The 18,531-nt window shown below is 58.5% G+C and carries 19 protein-coding genes and 1 pseudogene; 7 read left to right on the top strand and 13 right to left on the bottom strand.

From position 1 onward, the window contains the following. The 8 genes and pseudogenes from G560_RS0117470 to G560_RS0117435 all read right to left on the bottom strand — a co-directional run. Positions 1-182: pseudogene (locus G560_RS0117470) on the bottom strand (IS21 family transposase); the annotation flags it as partial. A gap of 328 nt (positions 183-510) precedes the next feature. Further along, the gene (locus tag G560_RS0117465) at positions 511-1,344 is read right to left on the bottom strand and encodes an amidohydrolase family protein (RefSeq protein ID WP_022705574.1); all 834 of its coding nucleotides are present in this window, start codon (positions 1,342-1,344) and stop codon (positions 511-513) included. Positions 1,345-1,347: 3 nt separating this feature from the next. Beyond that, complete coding sequence (locus tag G560_RS0117460; protein ID WP_022705573.1) at positions 1,348-2,862, bottom strand: UxaA family hydrolase; 1,515 nt, start codon at positions 2,860-2,862, stop codon at positions 1,348-1,350. Between the two features lie 9 nt (positions 2,863-2,871). Then, positions 2,872-3,702: an L-fucose dehydrogenase gene (locus tag G560_RS0117455; protein ID WP_244870050.1), complete on the bottom strand. Its 831-nt coding sequence runs from the start codon at positions 3,700-3,702 to the stop codon at positions 2,872-2,874. Positions 3,703-3,738: 36 nt separating this feature from the next. Beyond that, positions 3,739-4,686: an ABC transporter substrate-binding protein gene (locus G560_RS0117450; protein WP_022705571.1), complete on the bottom strand. Its 948-nt coding sequence runs from the start codon at positions 4,684-4,686 to the stop codon at positions 3,739-3,741. Positions 4,687-4,755: 69 nt separating this feature from the next. Beyond that, positions 4,756-5,748, bottom strand: coding sequence for an ABC transporter permease (locus tag G560_RS0117445; RefSeq protein ID WP_022705570.1), 993 nt, complete (start codon positions 5,746-5,748; stop codon positions 4,756-4,758). Beyond that, a complete protein-coding gene (locus G560_RS0117440) occupies positions 5,745-7,265 on the bottom strand; it encodes a sugar ABC transporter ATP-binding protein (RefSeq protein WP_022705569.1) in 1,521 nt (506 codons plus the stop codon). The genes G560_RS0117445 and G560_RS0117440 overlap by 4 nt, the downstream gene beginning before the upstream one ends. After that, positions 7,262-8,293 carry a zinc-binding alcohol dehydrogenase family protein gene (locus G560_RS0117435; RefSeq protein ID WP_231575886.1) on the bottom strand — a complete coding sequence of 344 codons (1,032 nt, stop codon included), beginning with the start codon at positions 8,291-8,293 and terminating at the stop codon, positions 7,262-7,264. The genes G560_RS0117440 and G560_RS0117435 overlap by 4 nt, the downstream gene beginning before the upstream one ends. 134 nt (positions 8,294-8,427) lie before the next feature. Here G560_RS0117435 and G560_RS0117430 point away from each other — a divergent pair, with 134 nt between their 5' ends. Next, entirely contained in the window at positions 8,428-9,342 is a 915-nt protein-coding gene (locus G560_RS0117430) for a GntR family transcriptional regulator (protein WP_028914240.1), read from the top strand. On the opposite strand, the gene G560_RS0117425 is transcribed toward G560_RS0117430, so the two are convergent. Beyond that, positions 9,339-9,758, bottom strand: a complete 420-nt coding sequence (locus G560_RS0117425) for an RbsD/FucU family protein (protein ID WP_022705566.1) — start codon at positions 9,756-9,758, stop codon at positions 9,339-9,341. The genes G560_RS0117430 and G560_RS0117425 overlap by 4 nt on opposite strands. A 157-nt stretch (positions 9,759-9,915) precedes the next feature. Between G560_RS0117425 and G560_RS21150 the strand changes: the two genes are divergently transcribed. Beyond that, positions 9,916-10,053, top strand: coding sequence for a hypothetical protein (locus G560_RS21150; RefSeq protein ID WP_155947385.1), 138 nt, complete (start codon positions 9,916-9,918; stop codon positions 10,051-10,053). Positions 10,054-10,131: 78 nt separating this feature from the next. On the opposite strand, the gene G560_RS0117415 is transcribed toward G560_RS21150, so the two are convergent. From G560_RS0117415 to rfbC, 4 genes are read right to left on the bottom strand one after another with little or no spacing between them, the layout of a single operon-like run. Continuing rightward, complete coding sequence (locus G560_RS0117415; RefSeq protein ID WP_022705564.1) at positions 10,132-11,328, bottom strand: MFS transporter; 1,197 nt, start codon at positions 11,326-11,328, stop codon at positions 10,132-10,134. A 16-nt stretch (positions 11,329-11,344) separates the two neighbouring features. Continuing rightward, positions 11,345-12,223, bottom strand: coding sequence for a dTDP-4-dehydrorhamnose reductase (rfbD, locus tag G560_RS0117410; protein ID WP_028914238.1), 879 nt, complete (start codon positions 12,221-12,223; stop codon positions 11,345-11,347). After that, a complete protein-coding gene (rfbB, locus tag G560_RS0117405) occupies positions 12,216-13,262 on the bottom strand; it encodes a dTDP-glucose 4,6-dehydratase (protein ID WP_022705562.1) in 1,047 nt (348 codons plus the stop codon). The genes rfbD and rfbB overlap by 8 nt, the downstream gene beginning before the upstream one ends. Continuing rightward, positions 13,259-13,825: a dTDP-4-dehydrorhamnose 3,5-epimerase gene (gene rfbC / locus G560_RS0117400; RefSeq protein WP_022705561.1), complete on the bottom strand. Its 567-nt coding sequence runs from the start codon at positions 13,823-13,825 to the stop codon at positions 13,259-13,261. The genes rfbB and rfbC overlap by 4 nt, the downstream gene beginning before the upstream one ends. Before the next feature lie 330 nt (positions 13,826-14,155). Between rfbC and cysD the strand changes: the two genes are divergently transcribed. The 5 genes from cysD to G560_RS21700 all read left to right on the top strand — a co-directional run bounded on the left by cysD (position 14,156) and on the right by G560_RS21700 (position 18,314). Next, on the top strand, positions 14,156-15,091 hold the full coding sequence (cysD, locus tag G560_RS0117385; RefSeq protein ID WP_022705559.1) for a sulfate adenylyltransferase subunit CysD: 936 nt from the start codon (positions 14,156-14,158) through the stop codon (positions 15,089-15,091). Then, positions 15,092-17,011 carry a sulfate adenylyltransferase subunit CysN gene (gene cysN, locus G560_RS0117380; RefSeq protein WP_022705558.1) on the top strand — a complete coding sequence of 640 codons (1,920 nt, stop codon included), beginning with the start codon at positions 15,092-15,094 and terminating at the stop codon, positions 17,009-17,011. It begins immediately after the preceding gene. A gap of 165 nt (positions 17,012-17,176) precedes the next feature. After that, a complete protein-coding gene (locus tag G560_RS0117375; RefSeq protein ID WP_022705557.1) occupies positions 17,177-17,485 on the top strand; it encodes a hypothetical protein in 309 nt (102 codons plus the stop codon). A gap of 88 nt (positions 17,486-17,573) precedes the next feature. Then, a complete protein-coding gene (gene msrB / locus G560_RS0117370) occupies positions 17,574-18,017 on the top strand; it encodes a peptide-methionine (R)-S-oxide reductase MsrB (RefSeq protein WP_022705556.1) in 444 nt (147 codons plus the stop codon). A 162-nt stretch (positions 18,018-18,179) separates the two neighbouring features. Next, positions 18,180-18,314 (top strand): hypothetical protein, encoded by a 135-nt coding sequence (locus G560_RS21700; RefSeq protein WP_280513727.1) that lies wholly within the window; start codon positions 18,180-18,182, stop codon positions 18,312-18,314. Positions 18,315-18,531: the final 217 nt, after the last annotated feature.

Below are 18,531 nucleotides of genomic sequence, written 5' to 3'. Positions count from 1 at the left end.
TGCTTCCGGTTCCGGCTGAGATCGTCCTGCAGCCATTGATCAATGAAGCCGGTGAAGCCATCAAGTTTGGGCCGCTTGATATCTGCCGTTCGTTGATATCCGGGCGGGACCGAAAACATCATCATCTTCTTCACGCTCGCACGCGAAATCCCGAAATGGCCCGCTGCCACCCGTTCGCTCATGCCGCCCCGACGCGCGAGGCGGACCTTCAAATATAAATCCACGACTAAAATCTCCCGCCCTCCCTGAAACCAGTAAGGGCCAAAGTGGCAACATTTTACATTGCCCGCAGCGAGATTATCACGCCACTTCCGTGGCTCACTTTTGCACTGCCGTTCTCAGCCTTACGTAGCATATACGGTTATACGGGTGCCACTTTCGCTCCGGCACCTATTTCATGCCTTGCTGAAACTGCATGGCCGTTCCTAAACGGGGATGAAACGCAATTTAACGGGGCACGTCATGAACCACTGCACCGATCAATCGGTCGTCAAGCCAGTTTGCGTGCCGTCACAGGCCATAAACCTTGCGGGCGTTCAGATGGGTTATTGCTGCGGCCTCGGCCGGGGACAGCCCCGCAAGCAACGCTTTGCTTTGGTCGATCCACTTTGGCAGCCCAACCCCAAGGTTTGCCACGGGCCAATCACTGCCCCAAATCACCCGATCCGGCCCGAAACAGTCCAGCACATGGGCGACCCAAGGGGCAAGATCGGCCACCTCGGCTTGCCCGGGTGCGGTATAGGCGGTTATGCCGGACAGCTTGCAGTACAAGTTCGGAAACGCAGCCAGAAGCCGCAAAGACGCAGCCCACGGCGCAAATGCATCGCCCGCAATATCGGGCACGCCGCAATGGTCGAGGACAAAGACCTGATCATCGCAGGCGCGCAACAAATCCTCGGCCACGGCATGCTGGCGGGCAAGGACACACAGATCAAACGGCAGTCCCTTGGCCCCGATCTTGCGCAGGTTGCGGCGAAAGGTTTCCGAACCCGACAAATCATCCGGCATCACATGCAAAATACGGCGAAAGCCTTTGACCACAAGGCTTTCGCACTCCTCTAGCCAAGCATCAAAGCCTTCGTCCTCCTCGAGGCGACACGATGCAATCTGCCCCAAGAGCGCCCCCCCGATTTTGCCCGCAATAAACCGCGTCTCGGCCTGATAATCGGCATCATCGGCCCCTGCCTCCATAAAAAGCGTACCGATAATTCCCTTGCCAAACGTCAACGCGGCATAATCTTCCAGCGTGAAATCGCGCTGCGCCAGCGCGGGGATGTCATCGGTCCAACTATAGCGCATGTGGTCGCGGTAGATCAGATGTTGGTGAGTGTCGATGAACTGCATGGCCTACATCACCGCGCCAATCTGCCACGGCACGAACTCTGCGCCACCAAACCCCAAGCCTTCGGATTTGGTGATCTCGCCCGAGGCCACGCGGATAAACAGCTCAAACATCTCGGCCCCTTTATCTGCCAGCGTCACATCGCGGTCGATGATATCGCCGGTATTGATGTCCATATCCTCCTCCATCCGTGTGAACATGTCGGTGTTGGTGGCCACCTTGATGCACGGCACGGGCTTATAGCCCGAAACCGACCCGCGCCCCGTGGTGAACACGATCAGATTGGCCCCCGAGGCCACTTGGCCCGTGACAGAACAGGGATCATACCCTGGACTATCCATGAACACGAACCCCTTTTGCGTGATGGGTTCCGCGAACAAATACACCCCTGCCAATGGCGCCGACCCGCCTTTGGCCACGGCCCCCAGTGATTTCTCCAAAATCGTGGTCAGCCCTCCACGCTTGTTGCCGGGGCTGGGGTTGTTGTTCATCTCGCCCTTGTTGCGCGCGGTGTAATCCTCCCACCAATGAATGCGGTCCACCAGTTTCTGCCCGATTTCGGGCGTGGCCGCGCGGCGGGTCAGCAAATGCTCGGCCCCGTAAATCTCGGATGTTTCCGACAAAATCGTCGTGCCGCCGTGGCGCACCAACAGGTCGGATGCGACACCCAGCGCAGGGTTTGCCGTGATGCCGGAATAGCCATCCGACCCGCCGCATTGCATCCCGATCACCAGTTCCGATACCGAAATAGGTTCGCGGGTGCAGGTTTCGGCCTTCGATGCCATTTCGCGCAACATCTCTACCCCGCGTTCCACCGTGCGGCGGGTGCCGCCGGTTTGCTGGATCGTCATATAGCGGAAATTGCCATCGTCGCGCATCCGTGCAGCGCCTATCAGATCGGGCACCTGCATCACCTCACAACCCAAACCTACCAGCAGTATCCCCGCGAAATTCGGGTTGCGGGCATAGCCTTGAAGCGTGCGAAACAAGGTGTCGTAGCCTTCATTTTCGCCCGACATCCCACAGCCGGACCCGTGAACGATCGGCACAATACCATCCACATTCTTCAACGCGCGGAACCAATCCGTCTTTTCGGCCTGCTCTGCAATGAACCGCGCGACCGAACCGGAACAATTGACCGAGGTCAGCACGCCAAGATAATTCCGCGTGCCCGCCTTGCCATCCGAACGCCGGTATCCTTGGAACACCCGCGGCGTATCAATCACAGGCAAGGGGGTTGCCGCCGCGCCAAAGGCATAATCCTGCGCGTAATCGGCCATCGCCAAATTTTGCACATGCACATGCGCGCCTTGCGCAATATCGCAGGTGGCCGCCCCGATAATCTGGCCGTAACGCAAAATATTCTGCCCCGCCGCAATCGCCCGATTGGCGATTTTATGACCGCGCAGAACGGGTTCAGCGACACGGTAGCCCGACACCTCGGTGCCCACTGCCAGATCGGCAAGGGCGATATCGACGTTATCTTCTGGATGCAGGCGAATGCTGGGTTGGTTGGTCATGACGCACCTTCAGGCACTGGGGGACAAGGTGGAAAGGGAACGGTCCAGATGGGTATAGCCGCCATCCACAAACAGCCACTGCCCCGTGGTATGCCCCGCGCGGGGCGACAAGGCGAACACGGTCGTCGCGGCGATTTCACTATCCAGCGTCATGCGCCCCTCCAAAGGAATGCGCGCCGTAATCTCGGCCAGCTTGGCATCGGGATCATCCAAGGATTTCAGCCAGCGATCATAAAGCGGGGTCATCACCTCGGCCGGTATCACCGCATTGACCCGCACACCGTCACCCGCCAGCGCCGCCGCCCATTCCCGCGTCAGCCCCAGTTGCGCGGCCTTGGCGGCAACATAGGCCGAGGTGTTGCCTTGCCCTGTGACGGCGGTTTTGGACGAGATATTCACAATCGCCCCTTTGGCCGCCTTCAAATCACCCACCAAAAGATGCACCAGCAAATAGCAATGCACCAAGTTCTGATCAAGCGAGGCGCGAAACGCCTTAGGCCCCGCGTCCAACCCCACGCCGTCATTGTTGCCCGCGTTGTTCACCAGCCCGTAAACCTGCCCCCAACGCGCCCGTGTGGCCGCCACCGCAGCAACCACCTGATCGTCTTGCGACAGTTCCACCTGCACCCAATCGCACTTGGGCGACAGCGCCTTGAGGCCCGCCAGAAACGCGGCATCCGGTGCCCTGCGCGCAAAGATCACCGGAATGGCGCCGTCTTCGGCCAGCGCACGGCTGATCGCCCCGCCAATGCCTGCACCACCGCCTGTCACGATGACAACCTTGTCTTTCAGACCTAAATCCATCCCAATCCCCAAATGGTTGGGGCGGCCCATTGGCATCTGCCGCCAAGCCGCCCCTGTCGTTACGCTTTCAGATCAATCGTACAGAACAGCCGCGATTTCTGGGCTGTCCATGTTGGTTTTGTCATACCAGAAAAAGCCGGTGTCGATCAGCTTTGGCACAGTTTCCCCCTTGGATGCCATCAGCGCCGCTTTCACGGTTTCATAGCCAATGCCAACAGGGTTTTGCGTAATCGCACCCGCCATCGACCCATCCATAATCGCGGCTTTTTGTGCAGCACCACTGTCATAACCGATCACCACAACTTCCGACCTGCCGGTTTCCTTGACGGCGTTCAGCACACCAATAGCAGACCCTTCATTCGCGCCAAAGATGCCCTTCATATCGGGATGCGCGGTCAACATCGCTTTGGTGATCTCGGTCGATTGCAACTGGTCGCCCGCACCGTATTGAATATCAACAATCTCGATATTCGGGTGGGATTCCTTCATCCGGTTCACAAACCCGTCGCGCCGGTCAATCCCTGTCCGCGAGGTTTGGTCATGCACCACAAGCGCCACCTTGCCTGCCCCGCCAATCAACTCGGCCATTTTATCGGCTGCAAGTCCTGCCGCTGCCGCGTTGTCAGTCGTGGCAGTTGCCACCGGAATATCGCTGTCTACGCCCGAGTCAAACGCAACCACCGGAATGCCGGCCTCTTGCGCCTGGCGCAGCATCGGAATGGCCGCTTGGCTATCCAGCGCGGCAAAACCGATTGCCGCAGGTTTCTTGGCCAAAGCGGCGGCCAGCATATCCATTTGCTTGTCTACCTGCGCTTCTGTGTCTGGCCCTTCAAAGGTCACTTCCACACCAAACTCGGCTGCGGCCTTATCGGCACCCGCCTTTACAGCTTGCCAAAACTGGTGCTGGAAACCTTTGGAAACCAGCGGGATATACACCTTATCCTGCGCAAGGCCAAAGCTGGTGGTGGCAAGCAGCGCCGTGGCACTGACCGCCGCGAAAAGGGTTCTTCTGTTCATCATAATCTCTCTCCCATTACGTTTCGTTTGTGGTTTCAGGTGGTCGGAAGGTTGCCCCTTCTTCTGATAAATTCAGGTCATTTTGCGCCGCCGCATCATGTCGGCATAGACCGCGATGATGATGATCGACCCCGTGACAACGGTTTGCCATTCCTGCGCGACCGACATAACCCGCAGCCCGTTCAACAAAACCGACATGATCAGCGCGCCGATAATGGTGCCAAGAACCGACCCGCGCCCGCCTGCAAGGCTGGTGCCGCCAATCACCACGGCGGCAATCGCGTCCAGCTCATACCCAAGCCCCAGTGCGGGTTGCGCGGAATTCAGGCGTGACGCGATGATCAGCCCCGCAATGCCGCAAATCCCGCCCGCCAGCGCATAAATCGCCATTTTCCAACCGTCGGCATTCACCCCCGACAGGCGCACAGCCTCTTCATTCGACCCCAGCGCAAAGCAATAGCGGCCCAGAACGGTGCGGTTCAAAACATAGCCAATCGTCAGCGCCACGATGAAGAGTATCAGCACACCATTCGGAATAGGCACCGCTGGGATGATGTCACCAATCAGAGACCCCGTTGAAATTTCATAGAAATTCGGCGTGTCGTTAAAGTAAATCGGCTTGGTCCCCGAAATCACCAAGGACAGGCCCTTAAGGATAAGCATCATGCCCAAGGTCGCGATAAACGGCGGAATTTTCATCTTGGCAACCAAGGTGCCCGAAATCAGCCCGCAGCCCGCACCCGCCGCAATCGCAGCCAAAATCCCAAACGGCAACGGCATTCCCAAATAGGTCAGCACCACCCCCGCAATCACCGCGCAAAACGTCATCAAGGTGCCAACCGACAGGTCAATCCCGCCCGTGATAATTACCAAAGTCGCCGCAATTGCCAGCACCCCGTTCACCGATGTCGCCTGCAAAATCGCGATGATATTCGAGGTTTGCATAAAGTTCGGCGCGGCGACCGAGAAAAACAAAAGCAGCACAATCAAACTGGCAAAGGCCAACAACTTTTGCTGCGCGCCAGAGGCTTTGTTGATTTTCGGGGCGGTGGGGGCAGTTGTCATGCCAAGGCTCCTTGGGGTTCATCTGCGCGCAACGTGGCCAAACGCATAATATCTTCTTGGGATGTCGCAGGCCCGCCCGGCAAAATACCTGTCAGCCGCCCTTCGCACATCACCGCAATGCGGTGCGACAGGCGCAGCACCTCGGGCAGTTCCGCGCTGATCACGATCACGGCTTTGCCGCTTGCGGCCAGCGATTGCAAAAGCCGGTAAATCTCGGCCTTGGCACCCACATCAATGCCGCGGGTCGGTTCGTCAAAAATCAGAATATCGCAATCGCGCAGCAGCCATTTCGCGATGACCACCTTTTGCTGGTTCCCACCCGACAGCAGCCGCACCTCTTGCCGTGCCGAAGGCGTGCGGATGGCAAGGGTCTGGATATATTCATCCGCGACTTTACCCAAAGCGGCATCATCAATCACGCCCATCTTATTGCCAAACCGCGGCAGGCTCGCCATCGCGATATTGTCGCGCAGGTCCAACCCAAGGGCGAGCCCGAAATGCTTGCGATCCTCGGACAAATAGCCAATGCCCGCCGCAACCGCATCTTTCGGGCTGGCGATTTGCACAGGTTTGCCATGCACAATAATCTCGCCGCTTTCGCGCGCATCAGCCCCGAAAATGGCGCGGGCCACTTCGGTGCGCCCTGCCCCCATCAGGCCCGCAAAGCCCAAAATCTCACCTTGCTTTAACGAAAAACTGACATCGCGCACCAACCGGCCCCGTGTCAGCCCCTTCACCTCCAGCGCCATAGGTGCGGCAGATAGGTCGGGGATATCGACATGCACCGCTTCCAACTCGCGCCCCACCATCATGGAAATAATGGTGGAAATCGGCGTATCGGCTGCGGCCACCGTGCCCACATAGGCCCCATCGCGCATTACCGTCACACGGTCGGAAATCCGCTTAATCTCATCCATTTTATGGCTGATATAGACCACGCCCACGCCTTCGGCCCGCAGCTGGCGGATGATGGTAAACAGCTCGTTGGTTTCCACATCATTCAGCGCGGCGGTCGGTTCATCCATAATCAAAATGCGCGATTTGAACGACAGCGCCTTGGCAATTTCGACCATTTGCTGTTTGGCAACCGACAGGCTGCGCACCTCGGCCCGCGGGTCAATTTTCACATGCATCGTCGCAAAAATCGCCTCGACCTGCGCGTTCAGCGCCGCCTCGTCCAAACGGCCAAACCGCAAGCGCGGCTCTCGGCCAATGAAAATATTTTGCGCCACGGTCAGGTCATTCATCAAGGCAAGCTCTTGATGAATAATCCCGATCCCAAGGTCTTGCGCCGCGCGGGGGCCGTTGATCGTTACCTTTTGCCCCGCAATCGCAACGGTGCCGCCATCGGGTTGATAGATGCCCGACATCACCTTCATCAAGGTCGACTTACCCGCGCCGTTTTCGCCCATCAGCGCGTGAACTTCACCGCCAACCAGATCAAAACTGACCGACCGCAGCGCATGAACGCCCGGGAAAAACTTCTCGATCCCTTGCATGGTCACAAGCTCGGTCATGCGACTGCCCCCGCCGTAATATCCGGCAAGCCAAAATCAACGATCACCTTGATAATCCCGTCACGATTGGCCACCAAATCCGGAAAACGTGCGGGCAGATCTGCCAGCGTCAGCACCTCGGATTCCAGCAAAGCCGCATCAATCGCACCGGTCCGCAGCGCCGTCATCACGGCCTCAAAATCCGCGACCAACGCATTGCGGCTACCAATCAGCCGCATCTCGCGTTTGTGAAATTCTGGGTCTGAAAATGTAATCTCATCGCGCACCACGCTGACCAAAACATAGGTGCCGCCATGCGCCACATGGGCAAAGCCGGCCTCTATCGCTTTGGTATTTCCCGTCGCATCAAACACCACGTCATAGCCACCTTGCACAGGCAAATCCTGCCCCGGCAAAAGGCCCGTATCAAACCCGAACGCACGCGCGGCTGCCAACCGCGCGGCACTCGTGTCCAGCAAATGCACAACGGCCCCCGCCGCCTTGGCAAACAGCGCCGTGCCCAACCCGATCGGCCCAGCCCCCGTGACCAGCACCAAATCACCGGCGCCTACCCCCGACCGCGCCACGGCATGCGCCCCGATTGCCAGAAACTCTACCATCGCAGCCTGACGCGCGGTTAACCCGTCCGCCGCATACAGATTGCCCTCGGGCACCGCAAACCGCGCGCACATCCCGCCATCGCGGTGCACGCCCAAAACCTCTATCGCCATGCAGCAATTCGGCTTGCCCCGTGTGCAGGCGCGGCAGATCCCGCACGACAGATAGGGGTTCACAACCACCAACTGCCCCGCGCGCCACGGCCCCGCATCCTGCACCACATGGGCCGAAAGCTCGTGCCCGATGACGCGTGGATAGTTCAGAAACGGGTGCTTGCCATCAAAGATGTGATAGTCGGTCCCGCAAATCCCCACAGCCGCCGTTTCCACCAAAACCCAGCCGTCCGGCGCCGATTTCGGCATCGGTTGGGAAATCAATTCAAACTGGCCCGGGGCGACACATGTGCCGCAAAACATCGTCTCCGTTTGCACGCTCAATTGCCCTCCCCCGGCACAGATTCGGTTTCAACTCTGCCTCTATGAAAGCAGGGCGATGCCGTCTTGCATATTGTTTTTATTTTTTTTATACAAAAAACATTCTGATCCACACCAATACGGGGGCAAACATGGCGCGCACGGATGATCGCTTTCGCATTGCCTATCAGGATTTGCTGACTGTCATGGCAACCCAGCCCATCGGGTCGGATTTGCCACCCGAACTTGTTTTGGCCGATCAACTTAGCATCAGCAGAACCACCGTGCGCGCAGTGCTGACCGCCTTTGCCAAGGCCGGGCTGATTGTATGGGAGGGGCGCAAAAAAACCATCCTGCGCATGCCCACGGCCAAAGACCGCCTTGCGATGCGCGATGAATATTTACCGCGCGAAGAGCTGGAACAGCGGTTCCTGAAATGGGTTCTGCGGTTCGACGTGCCCGCCGGAACGCCACTGAATGTTGCAAAACTCGCCAAGGAATTTTCGGTCCCGCCCCATGCCCTGCAAGAGTTCCTGTCTGGCCTAAGTCAGTTCGGCCTTGTCACCCGCCGCCCGCGTGGGGGTTGGTCCTTGCTGGGGTTTACCGCAGACTATGCCGTGGAACTGTCCGAATTTCGCGCCGTACTGGAATTGAACGCAGTGCGCACGCTGGTCCACCTGCCACGCGACCATCCGATCTGGCAAAAACTGACCGAATTGGAACAACAGCACGAAAATCTGGCGGCGCGGATCGACACCGATTTTCATGACTTTTCCCCTTTGGACGAGGCGTTTCACCATACCATCACCTCGGTCGTGCAGAACAGATTTGTGAAACAGTTTCAAAAGGTTATATCGCTAATATTTCACTATCACTATCAATGGGACAAGCGAATGGAACGCAGCCGAAACGAGGCCGCGATAGGCGAACACCTTGCCATCATTCGGGCGTTGCGCAGCGGCGATGAACAAGCCGCCGCACAGGCCGCGACCGCGCATTTGGCCACCTCCAAAGAAACGCTTTTGGCCTCCTTGCGGGTCAACGCCCTGATTGCAGACGCGCCTTAGGCCCCAATTACGCCCTTGGTCAGAATGATATTGCCATAAAGCCGCCCTTCGCCCGTTTGCACGATTGCAAAGCACCTCTTTGCCCGCTCATAAAACGCAAACCGTTCCACAGACCCAACCTTGCCACGCCCTGCAATAATCGCGGTAAACGCGGCCACCGCCTCTGGGACCGCATCAGGGTCGCCCACAACCTGCATCACATTGGCCGTATGCTCGACAAAGCTGTCCAAGGGCAGAAGGGTCAGCACCGCCTCCAGCGCATCGGTCGCCCCGACACCATCCATGCGGATCAACCGTTGCGCGCAGGCCGTACCCGGGAAATTCGCATCCACAATCGCGATTTCGTCACCATGCCCCATCGCCGCCAAAACATGCAGCAAGTCGGGGGAAAGCAACGGGTGAATACCGATCAGCATGGCGCATCCTTTTTCAAAACCTATGGCCGACCATAGCCACAGCTTGGCTTGCCTGAAAAGGGCCAACAGCGACCTGCGCCAAAACCTTCAAACGGCTGGATGCCCGTGGGTCAGGTGCGCAACACCGCAGCCTGCGCCGGCATATAAGGCGCTGCTGATGGCGAGTTTGCATTCGGAACCGTTGGTCATGGCCTGCCCCGTTCGCATTCGCATGTCCAAACGCCTTATGCCTCATCTGGCCACAACCCTGCCGGAACAGTTGGCTTCACCACCGCGCGCGCAAACCCGTCGCTGATGTCCCGTCCCCTGCCCGTTTCCGTTCCAAAAACCAGCGGCGGCCTTCTGCAATACGGCGGGCCTGTCCTGCGGGCTCTTATCCGGGTGCATCTTCCAAACGCGGCAAGAACCACACCAACAGCCCCGCCAACGGCAAAAACGCGCACAGCTGATACACAGCTGCCACGCCATAGGTTTCGGCCAACACACCCAACAGCGCCGCCGCAACCCCGCCCAGCCCAAAGTTCAGCCCATAGAACAAGCCCCCTATCAACCCGATCCGGTTGGGCAACAGATCCATCGCATAGATCAGGATCGACGCAAACGCGCTGGCCATGATCAGGTTGATCAGCACCGTCAAAACCCCCGTCCACATCAAATCCGCATAGGGCAGGATCAACGTCAGCGGCAACGGCCCCAGCATCGAAATCCAGATAATCCGGTTGCGCCCGATCTTGTCGCCCACAATCCCGCCAATCAGCACCCCGACGGCGGCTGACAGCAAAAATACAAACAGCATCATCTGCGCCGACGGAATCGTCAGGCCAAACCGTTCGATAAGATAGAACGTGTAAAACGACCGGAAACTCTCGCTATAGGCATTTTTGGTGAACATCAGCAGCGTCAGCACCACCATGCCAATCACGATCGTGCGCGGCGCGTGATGCACCGCCACACTGCCCGCTGTCTTGGCCGCCCGCATCGCCGAAAACTCGGCGCTGATTTGGCGTTGTTTGCTACCGATCCACGTCAGCAGCATCATCGCCGCCAGCGCGCTTACTGCAAACCACGCAAGGCTCGACTGCCCCCAAGGCACGATAATCAACGCCGCAAACACTGGCCCCAAGGCACCGCCTGCCTGCCCGCCGACCTGAAAAATCCCTTGCGCCAACCCTTGCCGGCCCCCCGCCGCATACCGCGCCATCCGCGTCGCCTCGGGGTGGAAAATCGACGACCCGATCCCGATCAACGTTACAGAAACCAAAATCACACCATAGCTGTGGGCATATGCAAGCGTCACCAACCCCGACAGTGTAAACATCATCCCCACCACTGGCGAATAGGGCGCAGGGTGGCGGTCGGTTATCATGCCAATGATCGGCTGCAACATCGCACCCGCAATCTGGAACGTCATCGTAATGATGCCGATCTGGATGAAATCCAGCGCGTAAACCTCTTTCAAAATCGGATAGGACGCAGGGATAAGCGACTGCATCAGGTCATTCAACAAATGCGTCACGCCCAACACCACCAACACGGTCAAATGGGTTTTGGGGCGGGTCAAAACGGTCATACTCAGTCTCTTTTCATCAGTGCTTTGCGCCCAGCGCTTTCAAAATCTCGGTCAAACCAAACCGCCAATCGGGCCGTGCCAAGCCAAAAGCCGCCTCGGTCGCGCAATTGTCCAGCCGTGAATTCAAGGGCCGCCGTGCCGGTGTGGGATAGGCCGAGGATGGAATATCCACCACCTCGCAGGCCAGTCCCGCCTGCCTGAAAATCTCACGCGCGAAATCGGCCCAGCTGACATCGGGGCCGCCCGAAAGATGATAGGTCCCCGATTTGGACGGGCCCGCCAGCAACTGCCGCGCCGCCACAAAACAGGCCACGGCAATATCATCCGCAGGCGTCGGCCCGCCGATCTGATCGGCCACAATCGTCAGCCGCTCGCGCTCGGCCCCCAGCCGCAGCATGGTTTTCACAAAATTCGCCCCGTCAGGTGATACCACCCAAGACGTGCGGAAAATCGCATGCACCCCGCCCGCCGCGCGCACGGCAACCTCGCCCGCCAACTTGCTGCGCCCATAGGCCCCCAAAGGTGCCACAGGATGATCCAGCCCAAACGGCGCATCGCCCGCCCCGTCAAACACATAATCGGTCGAAATATGCACCAAGGGCAGCCCCCGCGCCGCCGCCGCAATCGCAATCGCCCCCGGTGTTGTCGCATTCACCACCAGCGCCGCCGCCTCATCCCCTTCGGCCTTATCCACCGCCGTATAGGCCACAGCATTGATCACCACATCCGCATCCGTCTGCGCCACCCAAGCCGCGCAAGCAGCCGGATCGCTGAAATCCGCCTCGTCCCTCCCGCGCACTTCCAACACCACGTCACCCGCACAGCGTTGCAACGCGCAGGCGACCTGCCCCGTCGCCCCAAACACTAAAGCCTTTTTCAACACCCCGTCACCCATTGCCCAACCGCACGCCAACCCCCGCCCGCGCCTGCAACGCCTGCCACCACGGGCCGTTGTCCAGATACCAGCGCACCGTCAGCTCCAGCCCTTCCTCTACCGTCACCGATGGTCGCCAGCCCAGCTCCTCCCGAATACGGGCCGGATCAATGGCATAGCGCGCATCATGCCCCGGTCTGTCCGCAACAAACGCAATCTGGTCGGCATAACTGCCCGCCGCCTTGGGCTGTACCCTGTCCAAAATCGCACAAAGCGCCTGCACCAGCTCCAGATTGCTCCGTTCATTCTCGCCGCCAATATTATACGACCGCCCCACCGCGCCCTTTTGCACCACCAACAACAGCGCCGCCGCATGATCCTCGACATACAGCCAATCACGGATATTCGCGCCATTCCCATAAATCGGCAGCGCCTTCCCCGCCAAAGCATTCAAAATCACCACAGGGATCAGCTTTTCAGGAAAATGATACGGCCCGTAATTGTTGGAACAATTGGTCAGCACCACGGGCAAGCCATAGGTTTCATGCCACGCCCGCACCAAATGGTCCGACGCCGCCTTGGACGCGGAATAGGGCGAGCGCGGGTCATAGGCCGAGCTTTCGGTAAACATCACCGCAGGGTCGTCGGGCAGCGATCCAAACACCTCATCGGTCGAAATATGATGGAACCGGAACGCATCGGGCCGCCCTTGCGCCACCCAATAGGCCCGCGCCGCCTCAAGCATATTATAGGTGCCGTTGATGTTCGTCTCAATAAACGCGCCGGGTCCATCGATCGACCTGTCCACATGGCTTTCCGCCGCCAAATGCATCACCGCATCGGGCCTATGCGCCGCAAAAACACGGTCCAGCGCCGCGCGGTCGCGAATATCGGCCTGTTCAAACGCATAAAGCGGGCTGTCCGCCACCATGGCCACATTGTCCAAACACGCCGCATAGGTCAGCGCGTCCAAATTCACCACCTCATGCCCCGCCGCCACCGCTTGGCGCACCACGGCCGATCCGATAAACCCCGCCCCGCCTGTCACGAGCAGCTTCATGCCGCACCCTCCCAGACAAACGGGCTTACAAAATCGGCCAGCGCAGGGGCGGCGGCGTCCTTGGCGCTTAACACGGCATCGCCCGCATCAATCCCCCAATCAACCCCGCAACTGTCCCAGCGCACGGCACCGTCACAGTCCGGCGCATAGTAATCCGAGCATTTATAGGCAATTTCGGTATCAGGGCTGCGCGTCACAAACCCGTGCAAAAACCCCACCGGCACCAACACCTGACGCCCGTTTTCAAACGTCAGGTCAAAGGTCAAACCCTGCCCATAGGTCGGGCTGCCCCGCCGTACATCCACCACCACATCACAAAGCGCGCCCCGCGCACAGCGCACCAGCTTGGCCTGCGCATGGGGCGGCGATTGGAAATGCAGCCCCCGCACCGTGCCCACCTTTGCCGACAGCGAATGGTTGTCTTGCACAAAATCAATATCAATCCCCGCCTCACGCAGCCGCGCCCTGTTCCAGCTTTCGGAAAAAAATCCCCGCGCATCACCATAGCGTGCTGGCGTTATAACAAGAACACCCGACAGGGCTGTGGTCTGAACATCGAACATAGGGCTTTGCATTCCTGAAAAATCAACAAGGGCTTTAACACAGCAAAATGCGTCCGCCCTTGCGTTGCACAAATTCCGCCATTTCAAAAGATAAAATCAGGCTTTCAGGGCAAAACATCCCGCACTGGCCCCCGCTCTGCCCCCCCACAAAACAAACGCATGGCACAGGCCCCGTTTTGCAGAACCACCTTCCGCCACGGCGACCCCATCCCGAAACTGCGTCTTTTTCACCATCGCGCGGCCAACCCACGCGGGAACAAAGACTTTCACTCTTGGAACAATCCCGAAAATTTGGCACATACAGCGCGTAAAACCGTTTAGGAATGTGTCATGTCCCCCCACTCTGTCGCCGCCGCACCGCTTTCAGGCCACGCCCTGACCCACCTTCAGCGGCTCGAGGCCGAAAGCATCCACATCATGCGCGAAGTGGTGGCCAATGCCGACAACCCCGTCATGCTCTATTCCGTAGGCAAAGACAGTGCCTGCATGCTGCATCTGGCGAAAAAGGCATTCTACCCCGCCCCGCCGCCCTTTCCCTTGCTGCATGTTGATACGACATGGAAATTCAAGGAAATGTACAAGCTGCGCGAAAAGGCCGCCGCCGATGCGGGCATGCAGCTGATCGTCCACCAAAACCCCGAGGCGCTGGCCCAAGGCATCAACCCCTTCGATCACGGCTCCATGCACACCGACATGTGGAAAACCGAAGGTCTGAAACAGGCGCTGACCCATTATAAATTTGACGTGGCCTTTGGTGGCGCGCGGCGCGACGAGGAAAAATCCCGCGCCAAGGAACGTATCTTTTCCTTCCGCTCCGCCAACCACCGCTGGGACCCGAAACAACAGCGCCCCGAGCTGTGGAAGCTTTATAACACCCGCAAGGCCAAGTCGGAATCCATCCGCGCCTTTCCCCTGTCAAACTGGACAGAACTGGACATCTGGCAATACATCCACCTCGAAAACATCGAAATCGTACCTTTGTACTTTGCCGCCCCGCGCCCCGTGGTCGAATGGAACGGCATGCTGATCATGGTTGATGACGAACGCTTTCCGCTGGCAAAAGGGCAGGTCCCCGAAATGCGCTCGGTCCGTTTCCGCACGCTGGGCTGCTACCCGCTGTCAGGCGCGGTCGAAAGCCACGCGACCACCTTGCCCGAGGTGATCCAAGAAATGCTGCTAACCACCACATCCGAACGCCAAGGCCGCGCGATTGACCACGACCAAGCCGCCAGCATGGAAAAGAAAAAGCAAGAGGGGTATTTCTAAATGTCCGCAAACACCCCAAAAGATACATCCTTCGTCACCGACACCCTGATCGCCGAAGACATCGACGCCTATCTGACCAAGCATCAGCACAAAACCATGCTGCGCTTTATCACCTGCGGGTCGGTCGATGATGGCAAATCGACGCTGATCGGGCGGTTGCTTTATGACAGCAAGATGATCTTTGAAGATCAACTCGCCAGCCTTGAAAACGACAGCCGCGCCCACGGCACCCAAGGCCAAGGCATCGACTTTGCCCTGCTGGTTGACGGTCTGGCGGCCGAGCGTGAACAAGGCATCACCATCGACGTGGCCTACCGTTTCTTTGCCACCGACAAACGCAAATTCATCGTGGCCGATACCCCCGGCCATGAACAATACACCCGCAACATGGTCACAGGCGCCTCGACCGCCGACCTTGCCGTGATCTTGATAGACGCGCGCCAAGGCGTGCTGACCCAAACGCGCCGCCATTCGTATCTCGTCAACCTGCTCGGCATCAAAAACATCGTGCTTGCAGTGAACAAGATGGATCTGGTCGGCTACTCTCAGGCCCGCTTTGACGAAATCGTCGCCGAATATACCCAATTCGCCGAAAAAATTGGGATGAAATCTTTCCTGCCCATCCCGATCTCTGGCCTTGCGGGCGACAACATCGTCACCCGCTCCGAACATACCGCATGGTACAACGGCCCCACCCTTTTGAGCCACCTCGAGGACGCGCCGATTAACGTGGCGCAGATGCAAGACGCCCCGTTCCGCATGGCCGTGCAATGGGTCAACCGCCCTAACCTCGACTTCCGCGGTTTCGCTGGCCTCATCGGCTCGGGCAGCATTGCCCCCGGCGATGCCATCCGCGTCCTGCCCTCGGGCAAAACCACCACCGTCAAATCCATCTTCACCTATGGCGGCAATCTTGACCGCGCCGTCGCTGGCCAATCCGTCACGCTCACCTTTGCCGATGAAGTCGATTGCTCGCGCGGCGACGTCATCACCACCGCCGACGCCCCGTGCGAAGTCGCCGATCAGTTTGAGGCAACTTTGGTCTGGATGGGCGAGGCTGAAATGCTCCCCGGTCGCCCTTACTTGTTGAAAATGGGCACCCAAACCATGACCGCCACCGTGACCGAGCCGAAGTACGAGGTGAACGTCAACACCCTCGAACACCTCTCGTCGCAAACCTTGGGCCTCAACGCCATCGGCGTGGTCAACATCTCGACCGACCGCGCCGTCCCGTTTGAGGCGTACACCCAAAACCCCGATCTGGGCGGCTTTATCCTGATCGACCGCATGACCAACGCGACCGTCGCCGCTGGCATGATCCATTTCGCCTTGCGCCGCAGCCAGAATATCCATTGGCAAGCGGTGGATGTCGACCGCACCAATCACGCCGCGATCAAAAACCAAAAGGCCCGCGTGGTCTGGTTCACGGGTCTGTCTGGTTCCGGCAAATCCACCATCGCCAATATTGTCGAAAAGAAACTGCACGCGATGGGCAAGCACACCTTCCTTCTGGACGGTGATAACGTCCGCCACGGCCTCAACCGCGACCTTGGCTTTACCGATGCCGAACGCGTCGAAAACATCCGCCGCGTGGGCGAGGTGGCCAAGCTGATGACCGACGCAGGCCTCATCGTCCTCACCGCCTTCATCTCGCCCTTCCGCGCCGAACGCCGCATGGTCCGCGAAATGATGGCACAGGGCGAATTTATGGAGGTTTACGTCGATACCCCCTTGGCCGTGGCCGAGGAACGCGATGTCAAAGGCCTCTATAAAAAGGCCCGCGCCGGTAATCTGAAAAACTTTACCGGCATCGACAGCCCCTATGAACCGCCGGAAAACGCCGAGATCATCGTCAATACCGTGGCCCTGACAGCCGAAGATGCCGCCGAACAGGTCATCGCCGCGATTCTCGCAAGCTAGGGCAAAACACATCCTATCCAGAACGGGCGGCCCCAAAACGGCCGCCCGTTTTTTATTGAAAAATCAAATCTATAACCGGCAAAAATACTGCGCACACTGCATGTTCTTGCAAATGTTCCTATTTTGTTCTATATTTAAAACACCACTTCAGAAAGGCGTTTGAACATGGACAACAGCTTCGCAATTCCCGCCACCCCGCGCCAAATTTCCTATGCCCGCGCGTTGGCCCTGCGCAACCAAACCGTTTTGCCGTGGGATGTGCAGCAAGATCGCCGCAGCCTCAGCACATGGATCGACGCGCAATCCAAACTTGCCCCCGCCAGCGCTGGCTCTGCGGCGGGCGACACGCGCCCCAGTTCCAAACAGGTCGCCTTTGCCGAAAAACTGGCCCGCATCAAACGCCGCGCCGTGCCGGATGAATGTTTCCGCGACAAGGGCCTGATGTCGAAATGGATCAACGGCAACCGCCCCTGACGAACCTGTGTCCGCGCCCATCGCCACAGGCGCTGGACAACCCCCACCCTGCGCCCTAGTTTTTCTGCAACAACACAAGGAACCGCAGATGACCTATACAAAAACACCCGAGGCCCTTGCCCGCCTTACCCCCGAACAGTTCCGCGTGACCCAAGCCAACGGCACCGAACGCCCCTATTCCGGCCAATACGACAAGCATTATGAACCCGGCCTCTATGTCGATATCGTCTCGGGCGAACCCTTGTTCACCTCTGCCGCCAAATTCGATTCCGGCTGCGGCTGGCCAGCATTTTCCAAACCCGTGACACCCGAAAACGTAACCGAACTGCGCGATGTCACCCACGGCATGGTCCGCGTTGAGGTCCGCTCCACCAGCGGCGACAGCCACCTCGGCCACGTCTTCAACGACGGCCCCCGCGACATGGGCGGGTTGCGCTACTGCATCAACTCCGCCAGCCTCCGCTTCATCCCCCGCGACGCGATGGAGGCCGAAGGCTACGCCGGCTACATTGCCCAAGTCGACGAAGGGTAAACGTAGGTCGGGGTTCACCCCGACGCCCCCCAACGTAGGGTGCGCATTCATTGCGCACCACACCCCGAACCAAAACCCGTTCAACAACCGCTTTGGTTTTGAACAGGGTTTTTGGCGGCCTGATAAAGGTGATTGGCATACTTTTCCCAAAAGGCGATTTTTTTGGAAACCGCCCAAGCAAACTGGGCAAAACAAACCGATCCACTAGAGCGTTTCGACTTTAACTTGAAACACGGCGCACCACATAACGCGTTGAAATATATCATTTTCAGGCAGCGCTATGTGAGCAAGGCTTAAGTCGAAACGCTTTAATCTGGGCTGACTTCATATTGTTCTTCAAATAGATGTCGTGAAATAGGTATGTTCGAAACTACGGGCAGTCCGACAATCCGCTGATTTGTGCAACAAAGCCGCCTTGGGGTGAGAACGGCAGTGCAAAAGTGAGCCACGGAAGTGGCGTGATAATCTCGCTGCGGGCAATGTAAAATGTTGCCACTTTGGCCCTTACTGGTTT

This window comes from Pseudorhodobacter ferrugineus DSM 5888 (assembly GCF_000420745.1).
GTDB lineage: Bacteria > Pseudomonadota > Alphaproteobacteria > Rhodobacterales > Rhodobacteraceae > Pseudorhodobacter > Pseudorhodobacter ferrugineus.
This window is presented reverse-complemented; position numbering and strand designations above follow the sequence as displayed.

What these genes read in the sequence shown, in the direction of transcription:
- G560_RS0117465 (WP_022705574.1), bottom strand. Translation starts at nt 1,344, where the DNA reads ATGCAGTTCATCGACACTCACCAACATCTGATCTACCGCGACCACATG.
- G560_RS0117460 (WP_022705573.1), bottom strand. Translation starts at nt 2,862, where the DNA reads ATGACCAACCAACCCAGCATTCGCCTGCATCCAGAAGATAACGTCGAT.
- G560_RS0117455 (WP_244870050.1), bottom strand. Translation starts at nt 3,702, where the DNA reads ATGCCAATGGGCCGCCCCAACCATTTGGGGATTGGGATGGATTTAGGT.
- G560_RS0117450 (WP_022705571.1), bottom strand. Translation starts at nt 4,686, where the DNA reads ATGATGAACAGAAGAACCCTTTTCGCGGCGGTCAGTGCCACGGCGCTG.
- G560_RS0117445 (WP_022705570.1), bottom strand. Translation starts at nt 5,748, where the DNA reads ATGACAACTGCCCCCACCGCCCCGAAAATCAACAAAGCCTCTGGCGCG.
- G560_RS0117440 (WP_022705569.1), bottom strand. Translation starts at nt 7,265, where the DNA reads ATGACCGAGCTTGTGACCATGCAAGGGATCGAGAAGTTTTTCCCGGGC.
- G560_RS0117430 (WP_028914240.1), top strand. Translation starts at nt 8,428, where the DNA reads ATGGCGCGCACGGATGATCGCTTTCGCATTGCCTATCAGGATTTGCTG.
- G560_RS0117425 (WP_022705566.1), bottom strand. Translation starts at nt 9,758, where the DNA reads ATGCTGATCGGTATTCACCCGTTGCTTTCCCCCGACTTGCTGCATGTT.
- G560_RS21150 (WP_155947385.1), top strand. Translation starts at nt 9,916, where the DNA reads ATGGCGAGTTTGCATTCGGAACCGTTGGTCATGGCCTGCCCCGTTCGC.
- G560_RS0117415 (WP_022705564.1), bottom strand. Translation starts at nt 11,328, where the DNA reads ATGACCGTTTTGACCCGCCCCAAAACCCATTTGACCGTGTTGGTGGTG.
- rfbD (WP_028914238.1), bottom strand. Translation starts at nt 12,223, where the DNA reads ATGGGTGACGGGGTGTTGAAAAAGGCTTTAGTGTTTGGGGCGACGGGG.
- rfbB (WP_022705562.1), bottom strand. Translation starts at nt 13,262, where the DNA reads ATGAAGCTGCTCGTGACAGGCGGGGCGGGGTTTATCGGATCGGCCGTG.
- rfbC (WP_022705561.1), bottom strand. Translation starts at nt 13,825, where the DNA reads ATGTTCGATGTTCAGACCACAGCCCTGTCGGGTGTTCTTGTTATAACG.
- cysD (WP_022705559.1), top strand. Translation starts at nt 14,156, where the DNA reads ATGTCCCCCCACTCTGTCGCCGCCGCACCGCTTTCAGGCCACGCCCTG.
- cysN (WP_022705558.1), top strand. Translation starts at nt 15,092, where the DNA reads ATGTCCGCAAACACCCCAAAAGATACATCCTTCGTCACCGACACCCTG.
- G560_RS0117375 (WP_022705557.1), top strand. Translation starts at nt 17,177, where the DNA reads ATGGACAACAGCTTCGCAATTCCCGCCACCCCGCGCCAAATTTCCTAT.
- msrB (WP_022705556.1), top strand. Translation starts at nt 17,574, where the DNA reads ATGACCTATACAAAAACACCCGAGGCCCTTGCCCGCCTTACCCCCGAA.